The 21,062-nt window shown below is 56.0% G+C and carries 16 protein-coding genes; 8 read left to right on the top strand and 8 right to left on the bottom strand.

Annotated elements, in window-relative coordinates:
• Positions 1–3 precede the first annotated feature (3 nt).
• Positions 4–894 carry a LysR family transcriptional regulator gene (locus ACFOSS_RS14810; RefSeq protein WP_377153996.1) on the bottom strand — a complete coding sequence of 297 codons (891 nt, stop codon included), beginning with the start codon at positions 892–894 and terminating at the stop codon, positions 4–6.
• A gap of 118 nt (positions 895–1,012) precedes the next feature.
• On the opposite strand from ACFOSS_RS14810, the gene ACFOSS_RS14805 reads away from it, so the two are divergent.
• Together ACFOSS_RS14805 and ACFOSS_RS14800 are read left to right on the top strand one after the other, a co-directional pair.
• Positions 1,013–2,422 carry an APC family permease gene (locus tag ACFOSS_RS14805; protein WP_377153994.1) on the top strand — a complete coding sequence of 470 codons (1,410 nt, stop codon included), beginning with the start codon at positions 1,013–1,015 and terminating at the stop codon, positions 2,420–2,422.
• 32 nt (positions 2,423–2,454) lie between these two features.
• Complete coding sequence (locus ACFOSS_RS14800) at positions 2,455–4,317, top strand: amidohydrolase (protein ID WP_377153992.1); 1,863 nt, start codon at positions 2,455–2,457, stop codon at positions 4,315–4,317.
• Positions 4,318–4,388: 71 nt separating this feature from the next.
• Here ACFOSS_RS14800 and lysS read toward each other — a convergent pair whose 3' ends face one another.
• Both lysS and prfB read right to left on the bottom strand, forming a co-directional pair.
• Positions 4,389–5,921, bottom strand: coding sequence for a lysine--tRNA ligase (gene lysS / locus ACFOSS_RS14795; RefSeq protein ID WP_377153990.1), 1,533 nt, complete (start codon positions 5,919–5,921; stop codon positions 4,389–4,391).
• Positions 5,922–5,939: 18 nt separating this feature from the next.
• A protein-coding gene (gene prfB, locus ACFOSS_RS14790; RefSeq protein ID WP_377153988.1) for a peptide chain release factor 2 occupies positions 5,940–7,038 on the bottom strand; the annotation gives its coding sequence in 2 pieces (ribosomal slippage) (positions 5,940–6,962 and positions 6,964–7,038; 1,098 coding nt in all).
• Positions 7,039–7,522: 484 nt separating this feature from the next.
• Between prfB and ACFOSS_RS14785 the strand changes: the two genes are divergently transcribed.
• On the top strand, positions 7,523–9,388 hold the full coding sequence (locus tag ACFOSS_RS14785) for a methyl-accepting chemotaxis protein (protein WP_377153985.1): 1,866 nt from the start codon (positions 7,523–7,525) through the stop codon (positions 9,386–9,388).
• Positions 9,389–9,432: 44 nt separating this feature from the next.
• On the opposite strand, the gene recJ is transcribed toward ACFOSS_RS14785, so the two are convergent.
• A complete protein-coding gene (gene recJ / locus ACFOSS_RS14780; protein WP_377153983.1) occupies positions 9,433–11,154 on the bottom strand; it encodes a single-stranded-DNA-specific exonuclease RecJ in 1,722 nt (573 codons plus the stop codon).
• Positions 11,155–11,349: 195 nt separating this feature from the next.
• Between recJ and ACFOSS_RS14775 the strand changes: the two genes are divergently transcribed.
• The 3 genes from ACFOSS_RS14775 (at position 11,350) to prmA (ending at position 14,554) form a co-directional block, all read left to right on the top strand.
• The gene (locus tag ACFOSS_RS14775; protein ID WP_377153980.1) at positions 11,350–12,132 is read left to right on the top strand and encodes a hypothetical protein; all 783 of its coding nucleotides are present in this window, start codon (positions 11,350–11,352) and stop codon (positions 12,130–12,132) included.
• Between the two features lie 101 nt (positions 12,133–12,233).
• Complete coding sequence (locus tag ACFOSS_RS14770; RefSeq protein WP_377153978.1) at positions 12,234–13,619, top strand: PTS transporter subunit EIIC; 1,386 nt, start codon at positions 12,234–12,236, stop codon at positions 13,617–13,619.
• 59 nt (positions 13,620–13,678) lie between these two features.
• Positions 13,679–14,554 (top strand): 50S ribosomal protein L11 methyltransferase, encoded by an 876-nt coding sequence (prmA, locus tag ACFOSS_RS14765; RefSeq protein ID WP_377153976.1) that lies wholly within the window; start codon positions 13,679–13,681, stop codon positions 14,552–14,554.
• Positions 14,555–14,573: 19 nt separating this feature from the next.
• Here prmA and ACFOSS_RS14760 read toward each other — a convergent pair whose 3' ends face one another.
• Genes ACFOSS_RS14760 through ACFOSS_RS14745 form a run of 4 tightly spaced genes read right to left on the bottom strand, consistent with a single transcriptional unit; the run spans position 14,574 to position 19,173 of the window.
• Positions 14,574–15,698, bottom strand: a complete 1,125-nt coding sequence (locus tag ACFOSS_RS14760; protein ID WP_377153973.1) for an ABC transporter permease — start codon at positions 15,696–15,698, stop codon at positions 14,574–14,576.
• Positions 15,691–16,821 (bottom strand): ABC transporter permease, encoded by a 1,131-nt coding sequence (locus ACFOSS_RS14755; RefSeq protein WP_377153971.1) that lies wholly within the window; start codon positions 16,819–16,821, stop codon positions 15,691–15,693. Before ACFOSS_RS14755 ends, ACFOSS_RS14760 begins: the two co-directional genes overlap by 8 nt.
• The gene (locus ACFOSS_RS14750; RefSeq protein ID WP_377153968.1) at positions 16,814–17,800 is read right to left on the bottom strand and encodes an HlyD family secretion protein; all 987 of its coding nucleotides are present in this window, start codon (positions 17,798–17,800) and stop codon (positions 16,814–16,816) included. Before ACFOSS_RS14750 ends, ACFOSS_RS14755 begins: the two co-directional genes overlap by 8 nt.
• Positions 17,797–19,173 (bottom strand): TolC family protein, encoded by a 1,377-nt coding sequence (locus ACFOSS_RS14745; protein ID WP_377153966.1) that lies wholly within the window; start codon positions 19,171–19,173, stop codon positions 17,797–17,799. Before ACFOSS_RS14745 ends, ACFOSS_RS14750 begins: the two co-directional genes overlap by 4 nt.
• Before the next feature lie 356 nt (positions 19,174–19,529).
• Between ACFOSS_RS14745 and dusB the strand changes: the two genes are divergently transcribed.
• Positions 19,530–20,522 carry a tRNA dihydrouridine synthase DusB gene (gene dusB / locus ACFOSS_RS14740; protein WP_377154760.1) on the top strand — a complete coding sequence of 331 codons (993 nt, stop codon included), beginning with the start codon at positions 19,530–19,532 and terminating at the stop codon, positions 20,520–20,522.
• Positions 20,515–20,814, top strand: coding sequence for a DNA-binding transcriptional regulator Fis (gene fis, locus ACFOSS_RS14735; RefSeq protein ID WP_377153964.1), 300 nt, complete (start codon positions 20,515–20,517; stop codon positions 20,812–20,814). Before dusB ends, fis begins: the two co-directional genes overlap by 8 nt.
• The last annotated feature ends 248 nt before the right edge of the window (positions 20,815–21,062 follow it).

Below are 21,062 nucleotides of genomic sequence, written 5' to 3'. Positions count from 1 at the left end.
ACTTCATGCTACCGACTGGCTGATCTGCTCGATCAGCCAGCGTATGTCTGATTGATGGTCATACAACGAATGGCTGAGTATCGACAAGGTCATATCCGGAGCACCGTCTGGTAGCTCCAGAATGCGTAATGGCAGCATTTCCACCAGCTCCTGCGCAATCAGATAAGGCACACACATCAGATAGCCAGATGCGGCCACCACGCGGCCACCTACCGCGTAACTCTGCACGACCGTCGCCAACGTTCGCGACAGATGCATAGCCGAAAGCCAGCGCTCGATAAGATCCGCTCCCGAGCTGACCGCCGGCAGGTGAATCTGCGGCTCCGCCAGAAATTGTTTCAGCGTCAGTTGCGCCGGAAGATCCTTTCGGTGCCGCGCCGTGATCGCCACAAAGCGATCCTGCAACCAGACCCGCTTGTTAAAATAGTGCGGTACGTACTGCAGAGAATCGATGCCAACGAAAACATCCAGCTGACCCGACTCAACGCCCTCATGCTGGATCTTCTCCGCCAGGATATCCACACTCAGGCGAATATTCGGCGCTTCGCGTTTGAACCTGGATACCAGACGCGGCAGCCCGAGAAACTCGAAATAGTCGACTGCCCCCAGGTAGAAGGTTCGAGCCGACGTCGCCGGATCAAACAGCCGACTGCCACTCATGCCCCGCTCCAGACGCCCCAACGACTCGCGGATGACCGGAATCAACTGTCGCGCCCTTGGTGTCGGCTCCATCCCCTGACTGGTGCGGATAAACAACGGATCATCCAACTGTTCACGCACCCGGTTCAGGGCATGACTGAAGGCCGACTGACTCATAAATAAACGTTCGGCCGCCTTGGTGACACTTTTCTCATCGGCAAGGACCGGGAGTAATTTCAATAAATTCAGGTCCATAGACATCTCTATGATTTAATTTCATCAAATGATGTAAATATTGCATTTCAATCATATCACCAAACTCGGTATTAGTTTCCTTTAAGGAACCGAACCTCTTTCGGCAAAAGGGACTTATATGCCTACATCCAATACCACCAGACAAATGGGTCTGGTCAGTCAAATATTGTTTATTCTTTGTTCTGTACTCATCATCGATACCCTCACCGCCGCCGCCGCCTTGGGGACAGGAGTGATCGGTTGGTGGATCGTCACACTGTTGTTTTTCGTCATCCCCTACGCCCTGATTGCAGCCGAGCTGGGCACCAGCTATCCCTCGGATGGTGGCATCTATTCCTGGGTCAAACGCGCCTTTGGCCTCAAGATGGCCGCTCGCACCACCTGGCTGTACTGGATCAACGTCGGCCTGTGGATGCCCGCAGTCTATATCCTGTTCGCGGGTATGGTAGCAGAGCTCTTTCTGCCCGATCTGAGCCTGGGCTGGCGCGTCGCCATCTGCATCGCCCTTATCTGGCTGACGGTCGGATTCTGTAATGTCTCGGTGCATGTCGGAGTCTGGGTCAGTCAGCTGGGAGCCCTGCTCAAAATCATCGTCATCACCACCTTGGGCGGCACCGGTTTTTACTATGCCATGCAGCATGGCATGGCCAATGATCTGACCCTGCGCAGCATGCTGCCCTCCCTGGAAGGCGGCGTCAGCTTCCTGCCCGCCATCATCTACAACCTGCTGGGGCTGGAGCTCATCGCCTGTCTGGGTAAAACCCTCAAGGATCCGGTGCACACCATGCCACGGGCCATGATCGGAGCCAGCATCATCATCGCCGCCCTCTACCTGTTCGGCACCCTGGGGATCCTGGCCGCCTTGCCCGTAGAAAAGGTGGGGCTGATTGCCGGCATTACCGATGCTTCACGCATCCTGTTTGCTGATTCCCCCTGGGCCGATGCCCTGGTGAGCGGACTGGGGATCCTGGTACTGCTCACACTCATCAGCAACATGGTGAACTGGACCATGGGTTCCAGTCGTGCCGCGGCCGAAGCCGCCGAGGCCGGTGAACTGCCTGCCTATGTTGCCCGTCGCCATCCGAAATACGGCTCCCCGGTGGGTGCCAACACGGTGACCGGTATTGTCGCGACGCTGGTGATCCTGGCCTATGCCCTGCTGGCGCAGAGCAATGATGAACTGTTCTGGAGTGTATTTGCCTTCTCCAGCACCATTTTCCTGATGCCCTATCTGTTGTTGTTTGCCTCGTTTCTACGCCTGCGTCGTCAGGATCCTCTTACGCCACGCGCTTTCAAAGCTCCCGGTAACCGGATCGTGATGGCCATGATGACCACCAGCGGCCTGCTGTTTGTGTTGGGCGCCCTGCTGCTGTTCCTGTTCCCGCAACTGCCAGAAGGCCAGATCGAGTGGCAGACCAGTGCCCCGTTACTCATCGGCCTGCTACTGACGCTGGGAGTGGGTGAATGGCTGGTCAGCCGTTCGCTTGCGACCTCAACCACCCAACAGCTGGATGCTCAAACGAATTAAGTGTTTATAACCATCAATCAAGGACGAAAATGATGCCCCATATAAACTCCGTTCACCTCCAGATACGAGCACTGCTTGCGAGTGCCGTGACGCTGGGAACAAGCCTGTTTCTCATCGCGTGTAACAGTGATAGTAACAACACTGCGGATATCGTTTTTAAAAATGGTTATGTCTATACAGTCGATACGAAGGACACCGTCGCGCAGTCCGTAGCCGTTCGAGACGGGAAAATAGTGTCCGTTGGCACCAATGATTCGGTGGATGATCTGATCGATAAACACACCGAGGTGATCGACTTGGCTGGCAAGATGTTGATGCCCGGCTTCATTGATGCCCACCTGCATGCCTTAGCCGGTGGCCGGGCACAACTCCAATGCAACTTAGCTTACGCACCGCTGTCACAGGCAGAGCTGAGGGATACGATCCAGTCCTGTCTGGACGCCAGCGCCAGCAAAGAGCCGGATGGTTGGCTGGAGGTGGTTAATTGGGATCGTTACTCCACCGCGGCGAAAGATGGTGATCCAACCAAGGCGCTCCTGGATGCATTGGAAACCCAGCGTCCGATCGTGATTACGGCGAGTGATTTCCACTCGGTTCTCGCTAACTCCAGAGCCTTGGCTATCGCCGGAATTACCGCTGAGACAGCCGATCCGGCTGGCGGTGCCTTTGCTCACGATGAAAACGGCGAGCTAACAGGCATCGCCGAAGATAATGCCGGTTTCCAGATAAAAAGTTTTATCCCAGCGGATAGTGATGCCGATCAGGTGCAACAAGCCAGCTCGGCGCTGGAAACCCTGCGGAATCAGGGGGTGACCACCTTTATGGATGCCGCAGCAGGAGAAGCCCAAGGCAAAGCATTCAAAACGCTGCGGGAACAGGGGAAATTGACGGCTCGGACCTTCCTGGCCATTGGTACCTCCACGGAAGAAGTCACAGCGGATCCCGCCAAAGCCATGGCGGCAGCGGCACAAGTGGCCAAGCGTTTAGATGAAGGAGAACCCAGCCCAACGCCCGGCATCAACTCAAGAATGATCAAGATCTTCCTTGATGGTGTCATCAATGCTCCCGCAGATACGGGTGCCATGCTTACGCCCTATTACACCAATACAGGGACTGATTCATTGGCGCACTGGGAGCCAGGAACTAATCATGGTTCACTCTACTACCCAGCAGAAATCCTAAAACCACTCACATTGGCGGCGGCAGACCTGAACATGGATCTGCATATCCATGCAACCGGTGAACGTTCAGTGCGCGAAATGCTTAATGCAATAGCCTATGAACGAGAACAGCGGCCCAAGCTCGATTTTCGCCCGTCGATTGCTCACGATGAGAGCGTGACCATTGCAGATTATGCCCGTTTCGCTCCGTTGGATGTAACAGCGACCATGTCATTTCAGTGGGGCGTAAGAGCACCTTACTCTATTGGCGACACAGAAAATCATTTGGGGCCAGATAGATTCTCTCGCATGGAACCTTCGGGAAGCTTGGCTAATGCAGGCGCTCGCGTCGCCTATGGAAGCGATTGGCCTATTGATCCACATGATATCTTCCTGGCGCTCAAGGCAGGAGTGACTCGCTCGGGTGATAACACCAATCCGAACAGTGCCGCTTTCCTATCTGCGGAATATGAAGGCAAACTGAATGCCGAACCCGCACTGACCCGGGCTCAGAGCCTCCGAGCCATTACGATGAACTCAGCCTACCAACTGCGAATGGAGGACAAAATAGGGTCTATCGAGCCAGGAAAATATGCTGACCTGATCGTTCTGGAGAAGAATTTTATGACCGAACCAGAAGAGGAGCTGGCCCGGAACAAGGTTTTGCTGACCATGGTGGGCGGTAAAATAGTGATGGCGAATGATGAACTCGCCAAGTATCAGGCAGCCCGATAACGAGCGCTTTATGTAGCCGCAAAAAAAAGAGCCCCGATATCATGTCGGGGCTCTTCACGTTTATTCGCGGACTATTTCTGCGGACGCAGGGCCGGGAACAGGATGACGTCACGGATGGTGTGGCTGTTGGTAAACAGCATCACCAGACGATCGATACCGATGCCTTGACCGGCTGTCGGCGGTAGACCGTGTTCCAGCGCAGTGACAAAGTCGGCGTCATAGAACATGGCCTCGTCATCACCGGCTTCCTTCTGCTGCACCTGAGCCTGGAAGCGCTCGGCCTGATCTTCGGCATCGTTGAGCTCGGAGAAGCCGTTGGCCAGCTCGCGCCCGCCGATAAAGAACTCGAAGCGGTCAGTGATTTCCGGGTTCTCGTCGTTACGGCGAGCCAGCGGCGACACGGCAGCCGGGTATTCGGTGATGAAGGTCGGCTGCATCAGTTGCGCTTCAGCCGTCTCTTCGAAGATGGCGGTGATGATATGACCCAGCTCCCAGCTCTTCATCAGCTCAACGTGGTGACGCTTGGCCACCGCCTTGGCACCTTCCAGCGTGGTCAACTCTTCCGGCTTCACATCATTACCGTACTTGAGGATCGCCTCGACCATGGTCAGACGGGCAAACGGCTGACCGAAGTCAATTTCGAAGCCCTCTTCCCCTTCCTTGGCATAGCGGATCTTGGTGGTGCCGTGGATATCCTGTGCCAGGGTGCGCAGCATCTCCTCGGTCAGGTCCATCAGATCACGGTAGTCGGCATAGGCCATATAGAACTCGAGCATGGTGAACTCGGGGTTATGGCGCACCGAGATCCCTTCGTTCCGGAAGTTACGGTTAATTTCGTACACACGCTCGAAGCCGCCCACCACCAGACGCTTCAGGTAGAGCTCCGGAGCGATGCGCAGATACATGTCGATGTCCAGCGCATTGTGGTGGGTGATGAACGGACGCGCAGAGGCGCCCCCCGGAATGACTTGCATCATCGGGGTTTCTACTTCCATGAAGTTCTTCGCGTTCAGGAAGTTGCGGATACCATTAACCACCTGGTTGCGGATCTTGAAGGTCTTGCGTGACTCTTCGTTGGCAATCAGGTCCAGGTAGCGCTGACGGCAACGCGCTTCCTGATCCGTCAGACCCTTGTGCTTTTCTGGCAACGGACGCAGAGCCTTGGTCAGCAGGCGGATATCGGAAACATGGACCGACAACTCACCGGCATTGGTCCGGAATACAGTGCCCTCGACGCCAACGATGTCGCCGAGATCCCACTTCTTGAACTGCTCGTTATAGAACCCTTCTGCCAGGTCATCGCGGGTCACGTAGACCTGAATTTTGCCACCCATGTCCTGCAGCGTGGCAAAGGAAGCCTTACCCATGATGCGGCGCGTCATGATACGGCCGGCAATTTTAACCTTGGCCCCCAGGGCTTCGAGCTCTTCGTTGCTCTTGTCACCGAAGGCGGCATGAATATCGCTGGAGATGTGGTCACGACGGAAATCGTTCGGGAAGGCATTGCCCTGCTCACGCAGCGCGGCCAGCTTGGCACGGCGTTGTGCCATCTCGTTATTGAATTCCTGAACGTCCTGCTCCGGAGCTTGATTCTGTTCTGACATGATGATTCCTGCTTTGACTTACAGCCCGGACTTCAGGCTGGCTTCAATAAACTTGTCCAGATCGCCATCGAGCACCGCTTGAGTATTGCGGGTTTCGATACCGGTACGCAAATCCTTGATCCGTGCATCGTCGAGCACATAGGAACGGATCTGGCTGCCCCAGCCGATATCCGACTTGGTCTCTTCGAGTGCCTGCTTTTCAGCATTCTGCTTCATGATCTCCAGCTCGTAGAGCTTGGCACGCAGCTGCTTCATCGCCTGATCTTTGTTCTTGTGCTGGGAACGGTCATTCTGACACTGCACCACCGTATTGGTCGGCACGTGGGTGATCCGCACGGCAGACTCGGTCCGGTTAACGTGTTGTCCACCCGCGCCAGAGGCCCGGTAAACGTCAATACGCAGATCGGCCGGATTGATTTCGATCTCGATGTCGTCGTCAATTTCCGGATAGACGAAGGCGGAGCAGAACGAGGTATGGCGACGACCACCCGAGTCAAACGGGGATTTTCGCACCAATCGGTGAACACCAATCTCGGTACGCAACCAGCCAAACGCATATTCGCCAGTAAACTTGATGGTCGCTGACTTGATGCCGGCCACTTCACCCTCAGAGCACTCGATCAGCTCAGGTTTGAAACCATGCGCCTCACCCCAGCGCAGGTACATGCGCAACAACATGTTGGCCCAGTCCTGGGCTTCAGTGCCACCGGAACCGGCCTGGATATCCATGTAGCAATCGGAGGCATCATGCTGACCGGAGAACATGCGACGAAACTCGAGTTCGGCGAGTTTCTTTTCCAGCTCGGCTGCTTCGGCTTCTGCTTCATGGAAGGTCTCTTCATCTTCACCTTCCACCGCTAGCGACACCAGCATCTCGACATCCTCAATCCCCTGGGTCAGGGTGTCGATGGTGGCCACCACCATCTCCAGAGAGGAACGCTCTTTGCCAAGGGCCTGGGCCCGTTCCGGCTCATTCCAGACATCCGGCTGCTCCAGCTCGGCGCTTACTTCTTCCAGACGCTCTTTCTTGGCGTCGTAGTCAAAGGTACCCCCTCAGGAGTTCCGTCCGTGCAGACAGCTCCTTGAGTTGGTTCAATACCGGGTTCACTTCAAACATGAAGGACTCTCTCATCTAAGTGCGGGCCGAAAGACTCGGCCAGAGGAACGACGATCTCAATTTAAGACCGCGCATAAAGGCGCGATATTTTACCCGAAAGGACAGCGAATATACAGTTACGGCCGGGAGTAATTTGCTGGCAACCACAGCTTGCCGCGCACAACCGGACGACACTCAAGGATGTGCGACCACAACCAGACAACAGCACAAGCCACTAACATGGTCGCACACAAAAGAGACAACTTAATTAAAGGGACCCATCGGTGGAGATAAAAAACGAGCAATAGCTCAAATACAGAGTTTTCTAATGATTAGCATGTGGCTTGAGCGTAATTTAGATCTATTATCCTCGCCCTGCGTCAGGTACTGAAGAGCTCGTAATCAAGTCATAACCCAGAAGGGTCGCCTGGATATACCTGGAAACGTATGCAACCCACCCGAAAAACATCATTAGGGACAGACCGCAGCCTTAAGGAATCACGTGATGAAGATCCGCACGCTCAAACAAAAAATCCTGGTTTCAGTCAGTCTGGCACTCGCCTGTGCCGTCTTGCTGCTCTCCGGCTTTGCTTATTACAACACCCGCCAGCAGTTGCTAACTGATGGCTTCCTGCAACTACAAAGTCTGGCGCATGAAGGCAGCCAGAATATCGGTGGCTGGCTGGAGATCAAACGCCAGGCCGTTCGGGCGCTGACGATGCAAAGCCAGATAGAATCAGCCCGCGAACTGTCGCTGACCAAACAGGCCAATGGTTTCCTGGCCGTTTACCTGGGGGATGAACAGGGCGGTATGCGGGATGAAAATCCGCAGTCTGATTACAGCGGCTACGACCCACGGACGCGCCCTTGGTACCAGCAGGCCAAACAGCAGGGCGATATGATCACCACGGCACCTTACATTGACGTGACGACCAAGGAAATGGTGATCACGCTGGCCAAACCGGTGGCCAATGGCGTCGTCGGCGCAGATCTGACCATCACCACAGTGCTCAATACGGTCAATGATCTCAAGTTGCCTGCCAGTGGCTTTGCGATCCTCACGGATCGTCAAGGGCAAATCATCGCCTACAGCGACAAGGAGAAAGTGCTGCAGCCGCTAACCGCGCTGGATAGCAGTCTGACCCCAAGTGTTGTGAATCAGCTGAAACAAAGTAATACGCTGATGCCGATCGCCTGGCAGGGTGTATCCAAGCTGATCTGGGCTTGCGACGTGCCCCACAGCGACTGGCAACTGCTGTTTGTCCTCGATGATGCGACGTTATTTGCCCCCCTCAAGAGTGATCTGTGGCAACAGATAGTGATAGCCGCCTTAGTGTTGGCAGGCAGCCTGTTTGCAATTGGCAGTTTGGTCGGACTGCTGTTCCGCCCGTTGGGCGTTGTCTCCACTGCACTGGCACGCATCGCCAGCGGTAACGGCGATTTAACCCAACGCATCCGCATCAGCAATCAAGATGAAATCGGTGAGTTGGCGGCCAATTTCAACCAGTTTGTCGACAGTCAGCATGAGTTGATCAGCCGCATCCGCAAGGAAGCTGAACAGCTGGGAATCGCGGCCCAGCATGGACTACAGCGCAGTGCCGAAACCGTGGTCGAACTGGGTCGCCAGCAGCAGGAAATCGCCATGGTCGCCACCGCCGTCACCGAGATGGCCTCCGCCACTCAGGAGATTGCCCATAACGCAGAGAACACGGCAACGGCCGCGCAGCAATCGACCAGCAGCAGTGCAGAGGGACGCAATCTGGTCAACAAGACGCGCGGCTCCATTACTAGCCTCGCCAACGAGGTCGGTGAAACCACCGAGGTGATTGCCGAACTGAGTCGCCATGCCAACGACATCTCCAGCGTACTGGCCACCATTCAAGGGATTGCCGAGCAGACCAACTTGTTGGCTCTGAATGCCGCGATCGAGGCCGCTCGGGCTGGCGAGCAGGGGCGTGGCTTCGCCGTTGTCGCCGATGAAGTCCGGGTGCTGTCCAAGCGCACGGCAACCTCCACCACCGAGATCCAGAACACCATCGAAACACTGCAAAAGACCACACAGCAGGCCGTTACCCTGATGGAGAAGAGCCGCATGCTGGCCGAGCACAGTGTCAATGATGCCGAAGCTGCATCGGCGGCACTGGATGAAATCACTCGGGCGATAGCCCTGATTTCGGATATGTCGACCCAGATTGCCACCGCCGCCGAAGAGCAAACCAAGGTTACCGAAGAGATTACGGCTAACGTCACGGCCATCAAGGAGGTAGGCGACGAACTGGCCGAAGGCGCCAGACAGGAACAGAGCGAATCGGACAGATTGCAGCAGCAGGCCAGCCAGTTGAACCAGATGGTGGCACGTTTCGAGCTGTAAACCCGCCAGACTACAGGTAACTAGCGCGCCCACTTCCGGGCGCGCTATAACGCGGTCAGAATGCTGACCAAAAGCTGTAGTTGGATCTGCCCCCGCCACTCATTGATGTCCAACCGGTAGCCAAGCTCTACCCATTGCACATTGGCGTCCGGCCAACGCGCTAGATCAACATTAAAGGCAATAGCATCGAGCTCAGGCCCACCCACATCGGGACGCACAACCATCTTCAAATGTTTGCCACCCACCAGTCGTTGTGACAACAGACGGAAGCGGCCATCGAAACAGGGCTCCGGAAAAGCCTGTCCCCAGGGCCCCCCCTCGCGTAATTGCTGAGCCAACTCCAGCGAAAACTCCTCGGCTGTCAACTCGCCATCCGACAACCAGCTTCCGGTCAGCTGTTCGGGTGCCAGCCAATCCGCCACCAGCGCTACCAATGCGGACTCAAATTGAGGCAAGTTAGCTCGGGGCAACGTCAATCCGGCCGCCATGGCATGGCCACCGAATCGTGAAATCAAGCCAGGGTGCCGGGAGTCAATCCGTTCCAGTGCATCACGCAGATGCAAGCCAGGAATGGAGCGCCCGGATCCCTTTACCTCCTGTTCATCGGCATCGGCAAACGCAAACACCGGACGGAAAAAACGCTCCTTGATACGTGACGCGACGAGCCCTACTACCCCTTGGTGCCAGTCATCCTGATAGAGCACAAGTGCGGATGGCAAATCGCCCTGCTGACGAATCTGAGCATCCAGGGCGGCAAGCGCCTCGCTTTGCATCCCCTGTTCGATCTCCTTGCGTTCCTGATTGAGGTTATCCATCTGACTGGCCAGTTGGCGAGCCAACGTCAGGTCCGGACAGAGCAGACTCGCCACACCCAGAGACATATCATCCAAACGCCCAACGGCGTTCAGACGGGGGCCGAGAAAAAAGCCCAGGTCGCTGGCGGTCAGTTGGCTCAGCTCCCGCTTCGCGACCTCACACAACGCCCGAATCCCCGGCCGACATTTGCCGGCGCGGATCCGCTGCAGGCCCTGATGCACCAAAATACGGTTATTCGCATCCAGTGCCACCACGTCTGCCACCGTTCCCAATGCCACCAGGTCGAGATAGTCAGCCATATTGGGTACGGCCAGGCCCTGTTGTTGAAACCACCCCAGCTGTTGCAAGCGAGAGCGCAAAGCCGCCATCAGATAAAAGGCCACCCCAACCCCGGCCAGATTGCCAGAGCCAAAGTTGCAGCCCGGTTGATTGGGGTTGATGATGGCGTCTGCCGACGGTAGCTCGGCCCCTGGCAGGTGGTGATCCGTCACCAGCACACGCATGCCGGCCTGTTGCGCCGCAGCGACCCCGCTAAAACTCGAGATGCCGTTATCGACGGTGATCAGCAGGTCAGTTCCACGTTGTGCGGCGAGCGCCGCAATTTCTGGCGACAGGCCATAGCCGTATTCGAAACGGTTGGGCACCAGATAATCCACATATCTTGCTCCCAGCGCTCGCAACGCCAGCACCATCAATGCCGAGCTGGTGGCACCATCGGCATCGAAGTCACCAACGATCAGGATCCGCTGCTGGCGTTGCAATGCATCCAGCAACAACTCAAGCGCTGCCGCCAACCCCTTGAAGCCGCCAGGTGGTAACAAGCCTTGGACACTGAGTGACAAGGCTTGTGCATCCTCGACTCCCCGACTGGCATAGATCTGACGCAGTCGAGGCGAGACGATCACCGACAGGTGTGCATCCGGGACATGAGGGCGACGGATTATCTTCAAAGGGGCTCTCCGCTAAAACATGGCGGCCGAGACGTTAGCGAGAAGCGGCGTCGTTGGCAACCGGTACTGGCCGTCCCTGTGGCAAAGCTTCGTCTAGCGTCCAGTTCAAAGCAGCACACGAGGGGGCTAACACGACAGACTTGAGCCAGACTCCCGTCCTCGGCTAGCATGCTAGACAAACCTCAGGAGCGCCATGTGTATCCAAAATTCCACCAACTGATTACTCGCACCGCGCTGCAGCGTTGGCAGCGGATATCCGGTGTCGAATTCAGTGCCGAAACCATGGCTCTGATCATTCAAGGCAGCAGCCAGGAGGATGCGCCGACGTGGTCGCGACTGCAACATTGGCACTTTTACCGCAGCCAGGCGGCGATTGCCGACTGGCGCTGGCTGCACCTGACATCGGAACGCCGTGTCCGCCAGTTACAAGAGGCGCTGCTCACATCCAGAGGACAAGCGGCGCACTGGGGTTATCTGGGTCGGCTGCTACACCACCTGCAAGACATGAGCACTCCCAGCCACGTCATTCCCGTCTATCACGATCCCTGCTTTGCCGATGCCTATGAGGTTGCGATGACAGCCTATCAACCCAATTGGCAACACCTCGCCCTCGATACATCTCTGTCGCCTGGAGAAGAACTGGATGCCTTACAACGCTATACGGACGCCGCGCAAGCTAGCCTTGCCTGGCTGGCCAGTGACGAAGCCATGTTGCACGGCGACTGTGACGGCAGCCCCTTCCCTCTGCCCAGCAACCTGTTCTGGCAGGCTCCCTCAACCGACCAAACCAGGTGGCTCGGGTTCGGCCGGCGCGGCCCGCTGTTCAGCGCATTTGGGCAAACAGAGTTGCAGTATGCGCAACATCGGATCACGGTATCCAGGACGGAATATCAGCGTATCTATCACCACTTTTTTCGCAAGGCCGTGACCGAGAGTACCGCACTGATCGCCTGGTCTCAGGGCGGCACAGCCCACTGAATTGGGAGAACCGATTCAGCAAGGCGGCTCTGCTTGACACTGTTATTTTGCAGTTCCCTGGGCTAGAATGTGCGGCGCATCACATTTTATAGAGCTGTTTCATGTCCTGTTCCAGATCGCCCCTGGCTGTTCATCTGTTACTGCCCATCGCCCTGATGCCGGTTGCGTCATTGATGTGCTGGTTGGGTGACGGCAACAGTTTGCTACAGGCGCTGTGCTGGCAATGCGGCGTGACGCTGTTTGCCCTATTACCTCTGTTGCTGGCCATTCAACTGGCTCGCGCCCTGCAACCGGAACCCTTTCCCCTGCAGGCGCTCAACGCCGCCCTCGGCTATCTGTTGCTCTCCTCCACTCTGGAGCAACTGGCACCGGAACTCAATCACAGTGACATGATAGCCGCGCTGTTGACCGGCATCATCTCCGCCCGGCTTTATCCACGTCTGGCACGACTTCGTCTCCCTCCGCTGCTGCATTCCTTCAAGGGGCCGGCAATCATACTGATGCTCAACGGTCTGGTCTGTCTGCTGACCTTGCTGCCGCTGATTCCGGTGCTGTTGTGGCTTGAACCCGAGTTGTTACGCCTGGGGCATCACTGGCTGACCAGCCCCGACAAGGGGTTTGCACTCGGTTTTATCTATCAGCTCCTGACGCCATTGGGCCTGAACGAACTTTTTCATGATCTGCTGAGCAACCATGCGGCCCTCAATCAACCACAGTTGAGTTTTTTGGCCGCGCACTATGCCATCCAGTTGTTCGGCTTACCGGGTATGGCTCTGGCAATCCTCAAGCACCCGCCACAGCCCATCAAACGTGCCGCACTGGCTGCCGCCATTGTCTTGATGCTGACCTCGCTGCTCAGCGGTGTCACCAGCCCGTTACTGCTGGTCTTGCTGCTGGTGTCGCCGTCATTGTTCTTCATTCATGCCCTGCTGGCCGGACTCATCATGGCCTTCTGTCTGCAGGTTAAATTACACTTCATTCTGCCTGGTCTACCGGGGGATCTGGTACCGCTGTCCATCGACACACTACCGTTTGGCAACCTGCAGTTCTTCTGGCTGGTGATGCTCACCTTTAGTGTCTATTACGTCTGTTGTCGCCTGCTGCTCACCATATGGCCGAATGCCATTCGTCTGTTAGGGATGAACTCGCATGCTGCCGAGCCGGTGGCTCACCTTGCCCCAGACAGCGATCTCAGCGTGTTGGCGATTGGCTACCTGAAGGCCTTGGGCGGAATGGGTAACCTGATCAGCATGCATGCCAGTCTGACCTATTTGACGATCGAAGTAGACAATCCATTGCTACTGGACAATTCGGCACTGCAACAGTTGGGGGTCATCACTCGCTTTGAACTCGATGATCGCAAGCTGCAATTGCTGGTTGGCCCCATCGCCGAACCCTTGGCGGACAAAATCCAGACGCTGGCGGCGCGCCAGTCATTAGATCTGCAACCCCGCGAATTTGTCATCGAGCCATTTTCGTTGCGGTAACGGCGCAGTTAGCCGGCTGTGATACAATGCCGGCATGCCACATGAAATGAGATCGCACCATGCCATGGATTCAAATAAGACTCTACGCCACTGCCAAGAGTGCTAATAAGCTCAGTAACATGCTGATGGGACAAGGTGCCCAGGCGGTCACCTATATGGATGCCCACGACAACCCTGTCTATGAGCCACTACCCGGTGAAACCAAGCTCTGGGGTGAAACCATGGTGACCGGGCTGTTTGATGCCGAAGTGGATCCTGCACCTATCGTTGCATTCTTCAAACGCCATTTCGGTGCTGATATGCCATACCGAGTTGAACAACTCGAAGACAAGGATTGGGTGCGCGAATGGATGGAACACTTTCACCCGATGCAGTTTGGTGAACGGCTGTGGATCTGCCCTAGCTGGCGCGAAGTGCCGGATCCCGAGGCGGTGAATGTCATGCTGGATCCTGGCCTGGCATTCGGTACCGGGACCCACCCGACCACGGCACTCTGCCTGCGCTGGCTTGATGCCCAAGCATTACAGGGCCAAACCGTGGTCGATTTTGGCTGTGGTTCGGGGATCCTGGCCATTGCCGCGCTGAAACTGGGAGCAGAACGTGTTGTCGGTATCGACATCGATCCGCAGGCCATCCAGGCCAGCCGCGACAATGCCCAGCGCAACGGAGTGGCTGATCGTCTGGAGCTCTTCCTGCCGGAAGAGCAGCCAACACAGCTTCAGGCGGATATTCTGGTCGCCAACATTCTCGCGGGGCCGTTACGGGAGCTGGCTCCCTTGATGAACCAGTTAGTCAGGCCTGGGGGCAAACTGGCGCTCTCGGGCGTGCTGGAGACCCAGGCGCCAGAGCTGGAACAAATATACGGGCAATGGTTCGACATGGACCCAACCGTCACTCATGAGGAGTGGTGCCGCCTTTCAGGCACCAAGCGTTAAACCAGGTACACCAAGCCCGTCATGCGACGGGCTTGCTCTTCGTCCGCCGACGGATCCACCACACCAGGCCGCCATAGGTGATCACCTGGGCCCACAGCTGCCACCATAATCCATTCACAGCAGACCAATCGGCCCCCATCGTATTCAACCGTAATAGCCCGTTAATGCCGGGCATGGTCGGCAACAGCGACATCACCACTTGCAGTGGACCGGGTAACATTTCCGTCGGCCAGATAAATCCCGAAGCAAACAGCAATGGTAACGACGACAGAATGACCATCGGTGTCACCATCTCGCGCCGCGCGGTTACGCACCCCAACAGCAGGCCTAGCAAGCCCGCAGCCAGGAAAAATGGCAACACAAATGCCAGCAGTTGCCAGGGCTGGGCATCGCGACTCAAACCGTAATAGGCCATACAGGGGCCAAAATAGAACATAAAAAAGATCAAATAGAGCAGCATGAACAGCAATAATCGCACCCGGCCCTGCCCGCGCAGGTGCAGCCCTTGCTCTCGCTCGCTAACCCCTCTGAGACCCAAACCAATCAGTAACGTCTGCTGCAGGATAAACAAGAATACGGCCGGGACGACGTACTGTTGATAGCCCAATGTCGGATTGAAAACTGGCTGCATCTGCAGCGAAAATGGGCTCCAGTGCTGTAATACCATGGGGCCACCACCCTCGGCAGAGAGGCGTTGAATCCGCACCAGCGCCCCCAGGGTCGCCGCAGCGCTGCTTAGCCCCTCGGCTATGGCACCATAAATCAGGTAGTAGGCACCATCCCCAGCCAGACTGAGGGTGACACTCCTGCCCAGACGTACATCGCGGTAAAAATGTTGCGGGATCAGCAACAGGCCTCTCGCCTCTCCTTGTCGAATGCGTGCTTCAGCCTCGCGCAAGGTGGCCGCCTGGCCGACCAATACCAACTGGGGGGTGGCATCGGCCATAAATGCCAGCCGCCGAGAGAGGACACTGTTGTCTTCGTCAACCACCAAAATCGGCAACGATCTGGCGACCTGCTGGGCATAGGGCAGCGGGTATAACCAAGCGTAAAACAGAATACCGCCAAACAACGTCAGCAGGACTGCGCGATCAGCTAGCAGCGAACTCAACTCCTGCAGCCACAGCGCTTTGAGCCTAGACATGCGGCCTCCGGCACATCAAAACCATGACCAATGGCCAGACCAGCAGAAATAACAGCAGATAGCCTAACGGCAACCATGCGGCGAAACCGGTGATGCCCAGGCTCGCCTGACCAATTTGCAACTCGGTATAGTGCGCCACTGGCAGCAGGCTACGCCAAGCACGCGCCAGCAGATCCATGTTCTGAACCGGAAAGGTCACCCCCATGAAGGCAAACGCTGGCGCAGAATACCCTGCCGCCAGACTCATGGCTCGAGGACCATCACGCGTCACCCCAAAAAACAGTGCCCCCATTGCCAGGCAAGCCAGCACCATGAACCCCTGGGCCAGCAATTGCAGCCAGAGACTACCGACCTGAGGCCACCCCTGCACTGCGTAAAACCATAACAACATCAGCGCCCCCCAGATGCTATAGAGCAGCCACAGAGGATAAAAGCAGCGAATCAGCCGCCAGCCGGCATCCGACCAGCGACAGCATGGTTCCAGCCCTAATTGATGACGTCGTGCCAGCAGGCTGATAGCGGCGACCAGAATCAGAATTTGCCACAAGGCCGGCAACAAGGCTGAAACCAGAAACTGGGCGTAATTTCCGCCATTATTGAACAACGACGTCAACTGATTGTTCAGTGGCACGGCATCGCCCAGTGCAGCTCCAGGCACCGGATGCGTGATCAGACTATGACCGACACCCCACTGAGCAGCCACCGTCCCCAGGCTCTGCTGCAGACTGCCACTCAATAGCCGTCCAACCAGCAGCATCTGCGCATTGAAAAAAACGTGAATCTGCGGCTGTCTTCCCAGGCGAACCTGCTTTTCAAAATCGGCCGGAATGTAGACCAACGCATAGACGTCACCGCGTCGCAACGCGGCTGTTCCTTGTTCGACTGCATTGAATTGGGCTCGCAATTGCATCGCAGGATGGGCATCCACCGCGCGGGATAATTGTCGCGAGAACGCAGAGTGATCCTGATCGCTTACCCCCACAGGCAGCTCGCGAATCAATCCATCGCTGAACAGCCAGGTCATCCAACCGCATAGCAACAGCGGTAGCCAACACGTCAGTGCGCGCAGCCAGGGGTCACACCAAATCAGTCGCCATTCCACTGCCCGGCCGGTACTAGGCATCCGGCAGCTCCACCACCACACTCATTCCGGCCCGCAACCCCTTAATCGGATCGACTGGCCGCGCCTCGACCTCAAATGTCCGCATATCAAAACCTTGACGGCTATCTGTAGCTCGCCAGGTCGCAAAATCGCCCATCACCGCAACATGCGTGACCCGTAGCCGCACGGGCTGAGGCCCTAATGCCGGTATCTGGGCCGCAAAGACAGTGCCCGGGGCAAATGCCTGCAGCATATCCTCACGGACATGCAACAACGCCCAGGCATCACTCATATCAGTCACCGATACGACAGGAAAGCCTTGTGGCACCAGCTCGCCAGGCTGAAGTAACACTTGGGTCACCTCACCCTGTGCCGGACTCACAACACTAAGTTCATTGGCATAAGCTTGAACCTCTGCCACGGCTCCGGCGGCCATTCTGGCTTTCTCATGGGCAGCCAGCTTCTGCTCTTCCCGTGCCCCCTCCTCGGCCAACAGAAACTGTTGCTGTGCGGCTGTGGCCGTAAGCTGCGCGGTTTGCCACTGGGTGTACGCCTCATCGCGCTTTTGCAAGGCCAATACACCATCGCGATAGAGACTATCCAGTCGACGATACGTCTTTTCATAAAGAGCTGCCGCACTGAGCGCCTTTTGCCATTGCGCATGGGCCGCCGCAACTTGCTGGCGTCGTGCGCCAAGCTCGACCTCTCGCGCCAAGGCACCGGCCGCGGCCTCACCGGCTTGGGCCTGTGCCAATTTTGCCTCCAGCTCAGGACTGACGAGGGTAAATACCAGATCGCCCTTTGTCAGTTGCTGTCCTTTCTTGACCGCAACGGTTGCCAGCCGTCCGGGAATTTTCGATGACACACTATAACTTTGTGCCTCAATCTGCCCCTGCAACCGCTCCGCTGAAGGGCGGTAAGCCGACCAAAATCCCAACGCCAGTCCAAGAACCAGAGCCAGAAAAATTCCCAGGAATAGCGTCTGTCGAACCCGACTCATGATGCGACCTCGATACGGTTTTGTGTTTGAAACTGAGAAAAGTGTGCCGACTGGCCACTAAGCGCCAGCAATCTTGCCAGGCAAACCACATATTGATAGGCCACAGCCTGGCGCTGGGTTTGTACGGCAGCCAGACGGCTTTGCGCATCTTCAACATCCAGTGACGTCCCCAGTCCTTGCTGAAACGCCTTTTCGCGCAAGCGGACGTTCTCCTGCGCCAACCGTTCCGTGCTGGCGAGGTGTTGGTATTGTTCGCGTGCCAGATCCGCTTCACGCCAGCTCTTTTCGGTCAGCAATGTCAGATCCTGTCGCAACTGAGCCGTCAGTTGCTTGACTTGCACTTGCGTCGCAACCGCCGCCGCAGTGGTATCCGATATTCCGTCACGCGAAATCAGCGGCACCTTGACGCCGACACCGACCAACCAGTCTGGCGCCATCTTGGCAGCTAATGTGTCTTGTTCATACAAGGCGTAATTGCCAAACAAAAACAGTTCTGGCAGACGCTTGCCCTGTTCAGCCGTCAGCAAACCATCGGCTTGAGTCAACTTGGTCTGCAATAGTGACAATCCGGGATGCGACGCAAGCATAGGTTGAATAAATGTCTCGACAGGCGGTAACTGGCTATGGAGAAATAACCCGTCACCTGGCTCAATGCCACCCGACTTCTGCGTCAGGTTGGCAAGAGCCAGCTCCGCGATCTCGGCTTGTCGCTGCGCGGCAAGGGTATCGGTACGAGCCTGTTGGTATGCAGCCTCAGCAGACAGGCGCTCAACACGGGCAATCTGCCCCTGAGACTCCATCTTTTGTGCGCGTAGCAGATGCCCCGCTAAAGCCCGCTCCAAGCTTAGTCGCGTGCCGACAGCAGCTCGAGCCAACACTAACCCGTAATAGCGTTCAGTGAGTGTTTCGAAGGCCGCTTGTTGCTTCAGAGCATATTGCTGTTTGGCTTCGTCAACTTGAGCCTGCCGTATGGATTGCGCAGCATCTATTCGGCCTCCGGCATACAGGGGCCACAACGCCTGTACAGAACTGGTAACCAGATCCTGTTCGGTGAAGGCTGTAACAAACGCCGATGACCCACCCAATCCCTGAATCAGCTGCTGTACGGCCGGATTGGATAACAATGGATTGTTTTTATTGCTGGCAATCGGATTCAAGTCCATCAGATCAAGTTCAACTGCTTTATCGAGATGGGTATAGCTGCCCTGCAGGGTGACTTGGGGCAAATTGAGCGCTTGAGCCGCATCAGACAGATGTGAGGCGTGTATAATTCCGGACTGCGACGCCGCCAAGCCGGAGTTGTTCTTCAAAACGAGCTGCCATGCTTCATCGAAACTCAACGGCACCGCCATGACGTTCGATGCCCACCACATTAGGAGCGCTGAGTAAAACCGCCCCCACTTCCCCTTTTTCCCCAACATGACCACACCGAGTGATGACTCAACTATCGTTTTATTTTATCCAACACCGAGCGACTTAAACACGCTCACACCCCGGTGCTGACACATGCGTCACAGCTTTTATCGCAAAAAAATCAGCAAAAAAAGCCTCTTTCGACACCACAAACCATACCGCCAAAGCGTGAGCCAGATAACATCTTTTTTTGCAAGGGCCTAGGCCAAAACAAATGGAGAAAAAAAAGCCCCATGCTCAATTTCTAACCTTTTCAGTGCGGAAAAAAATGCGTAATATACGCCGCCCTGAGCCGATGGTTGATTGTGTCGTTGTAATGCAGATTGGTCCTTACAAATTGGAGACGCCGCTGATTCTGGCCCCGATGGCCGGTATTTCAGACCGCCCTTTTCGGCAGCTTTGTCTGCGAATGGGTGCCGGCATGGCAGTCTCTGAAATGATGTTGGCTAATCCCGATACCTGGGACACGGAGAAGTCGCGCAAACGCCGGTATCACTGTGATGAGAAGGGCATTCGCTCCGTCCAGATTCTCGGTTGCGATCCTGAACTGATGGCTGAAGCCGCACGGCTGAATGTCGACGCGGGAGCCCAGATCATTGATATCAACATGGGATGTCCGGCAAAGAAGGTAAACAAAAAATTAGCTGGTTCTGCCCTGCTACAGGATCCAGAACTGGTTGAGCGCATCCTGCAGGCCGTGGTCAACGCGGTCGCAGTGCCGGTGACATTGAAAATCCGGACTGGATGGGATCCGCAGCATCGTAATGGTGTCCAGATCGCTCGCCTGGCAGAACAGGCGGGTATTCAGGCACTGACTGTACATGGCCGAACCCGAGCCTGTCTTTTTAACGGACAGGCCGAGTATGACACTATCAAGGCTATCAAACAGGCTGTATCCATCCCTGTCATCGCCAATGGCGATATCGACTCAGCCAAGAAGGCACGTGATGTGCTGGATTACACTGGCGCTGACGCCATCATGGTCGGACGCGCCGCACAGGGGCAGCCATGGATTTTTCGCCAAATCCGCCATTATCTGGAGCAGAACCTGGCCACAACCAGCCCTTCCCTGGGAGAGGTTCGTGCCTTGGTGCTAGAGCATATTGACGCGCTGCATCACTTCTATGGTGAATATCAGGGTGTTCGATTTGCTCGCAAGCATGTTGCCTGGTATCTGGAGCGGATAGCAAAAAATCAAGATTTTCGTAGAGGTTTCAATGCATTAGAGAAGGCAAACGCCCAAATAGATGCATTGAAGTATTTTTTTGACACGCAACAGCATAACGAAGAGCAGACAGCATATGTTTGAACAAAACCTGACTTCTGACGCATTGGTTACCACGACCACTCATGCTCACACTCACGAACCCATGCAGCGTCCGCTGCGCGAGTCTGTCCAACAGGCACTGCGTAATTACCTCTCCCAGCTCAATGGCCAGGATGTCGCTGAACTCTATGAAATGGTACTGAGCGAAGTCGAAGCGCCAATGCTGGATATCATCATGCAATATACTCGTGGTAATCAAACTCGCGCCGCCATCATGATGGGCATTAACCGCGGCACGCTGCGCAAGAAGCTGAAGAAATACGGCATGAATTGATTACTATGCCAAAAAATAAAAAAGACGCCTGATGGCGTCTTTTTTTGTCCTGCTATTAAGTACAACCCGCGCCCAAGACACCCTATTCTGTCGCATCCAACAACGACGAAGATGCTGACAATTAGCGCGAATATTCACAGCCCCAGGAAACGCAAAGCAAAAAGCCCAGACGAAAGTCTGGGCTTTGCTGTGTAGTGGCGGAACGGACGGGACTCGAACCCGCGACCCCCTGCGTGACAGGCAGGTAT

It is taken from the genome of Pseudaeromonas sharmana, from assembly GCF_042649925.1.
Lineage (GTDB): Bacteria > Pseudomonadota > Gammaproteobacteria > Enterobacterales > Aeromonadaceae > Pseudaeromonas > Pseudaeromonas sharmana.
This window is presented reverse-complemented; position numbering and strand designations above follow the sequence as displayed.

What these genes read in the sequence shown, in the direction of transcription:
- ACFOSS_RS14755 (WP_377153971.1), bottom strand. Translation starts at nt 16,821, where the DNA reads ATGCCTAGTACCGGCCGGGCAGTGGAATGGCGACTGATTTGGTGTGAC.
- lysS (WP_377153990.1), bottom strand. Translation starts at nt 5,921, where the DNA reads ATGTCAGAACAGAATCAAGCTCCGGAGCAGGACGTTCAGGAATTCAAT.
- ACFOSS_RS14750 (WP_377153968.1), bottom strand. Translation starts at nt 17,800, where the DNA reads ATGAGTCGGGTTCGACAGACGCTATTCCTGGGAATTTTTCTGGCTCTG.
- ACFOSS_RS14805 (WP_377153994.1), top strand. Translation starts at nt 1,013, where the DNA reads ATGCCTACATCCAATACCACCAGACAAATGGGTCTGGTCAGTCAAATA.
- ACFOSS_RS14785 (WP_377153985.1), top strand. Translation starts at nt 7,523, where the DNA reads ATGAAGATCCGCACGCTCAAACAAAAAATCCTGGTTTCAGTCAGTCTG.
- fis (WP_377153964.1), top strand. Translation starts at nt 20,515, where the DNA reads ATGTTTGAACAAAACCTGACTTCTGACGCATTGGTTACCACGACCACT.
- ACFOSS_RS14745 (WP_377153966.1), bottom strand. Translation starts at nt 19,173, where the DNA reads ATGTGGTGGGCATCGAACGTCATGGCGGTGCCGTTGAGTTTCGATGAA.
- ACFOSS_RS14800 (WP_377153992.1), top strand. Translation starts at nt 2,455, where the DNA reads ATGCCCCATATAAACTCCGTTCACCTCCAGATACGAGCACTGCTTGCG.
- ACFOSS_RS14770 (WP_377153978.1), top strand. Translation starts at nt 12,234, where the DNA reads ATGTCCTGTTCCAGATCGCCCCTGGCTGTTCATCTGTTACTGCCCATC.
- ACFOSS_RS14810 (WP_377153996.1), bottom strand. Translation starts at nt 894, where the DNA reads ATGGACCTGAATTTATTGAAATTACTCCCGGTCCTTGCCGATGAGAAA.
- prmA (WP_377153976.1), top strand. Translation starts at nt 13,679, where the DNA reads ATGCCATGGATTCAAATAAGACTCTACGCCACTGCCAAGAGTGCTAAT.
- ACFOSS_RS14760 (WP_377153973.1), bottom strand. Translation starts at nt 15,698, where the DNA reads ATGTCTAGGCTCAAAGCGCTGTGGCTGCAGGAGTTGAGTTCGCTGCTA.
- dusB (WP_377154760.1), top strand. Translation starts at nt 19,530, where the DNA reads ATGCAGATTGGTCCTTACAAATTGGAGACGCCGCTGATTCTGGCCCCG.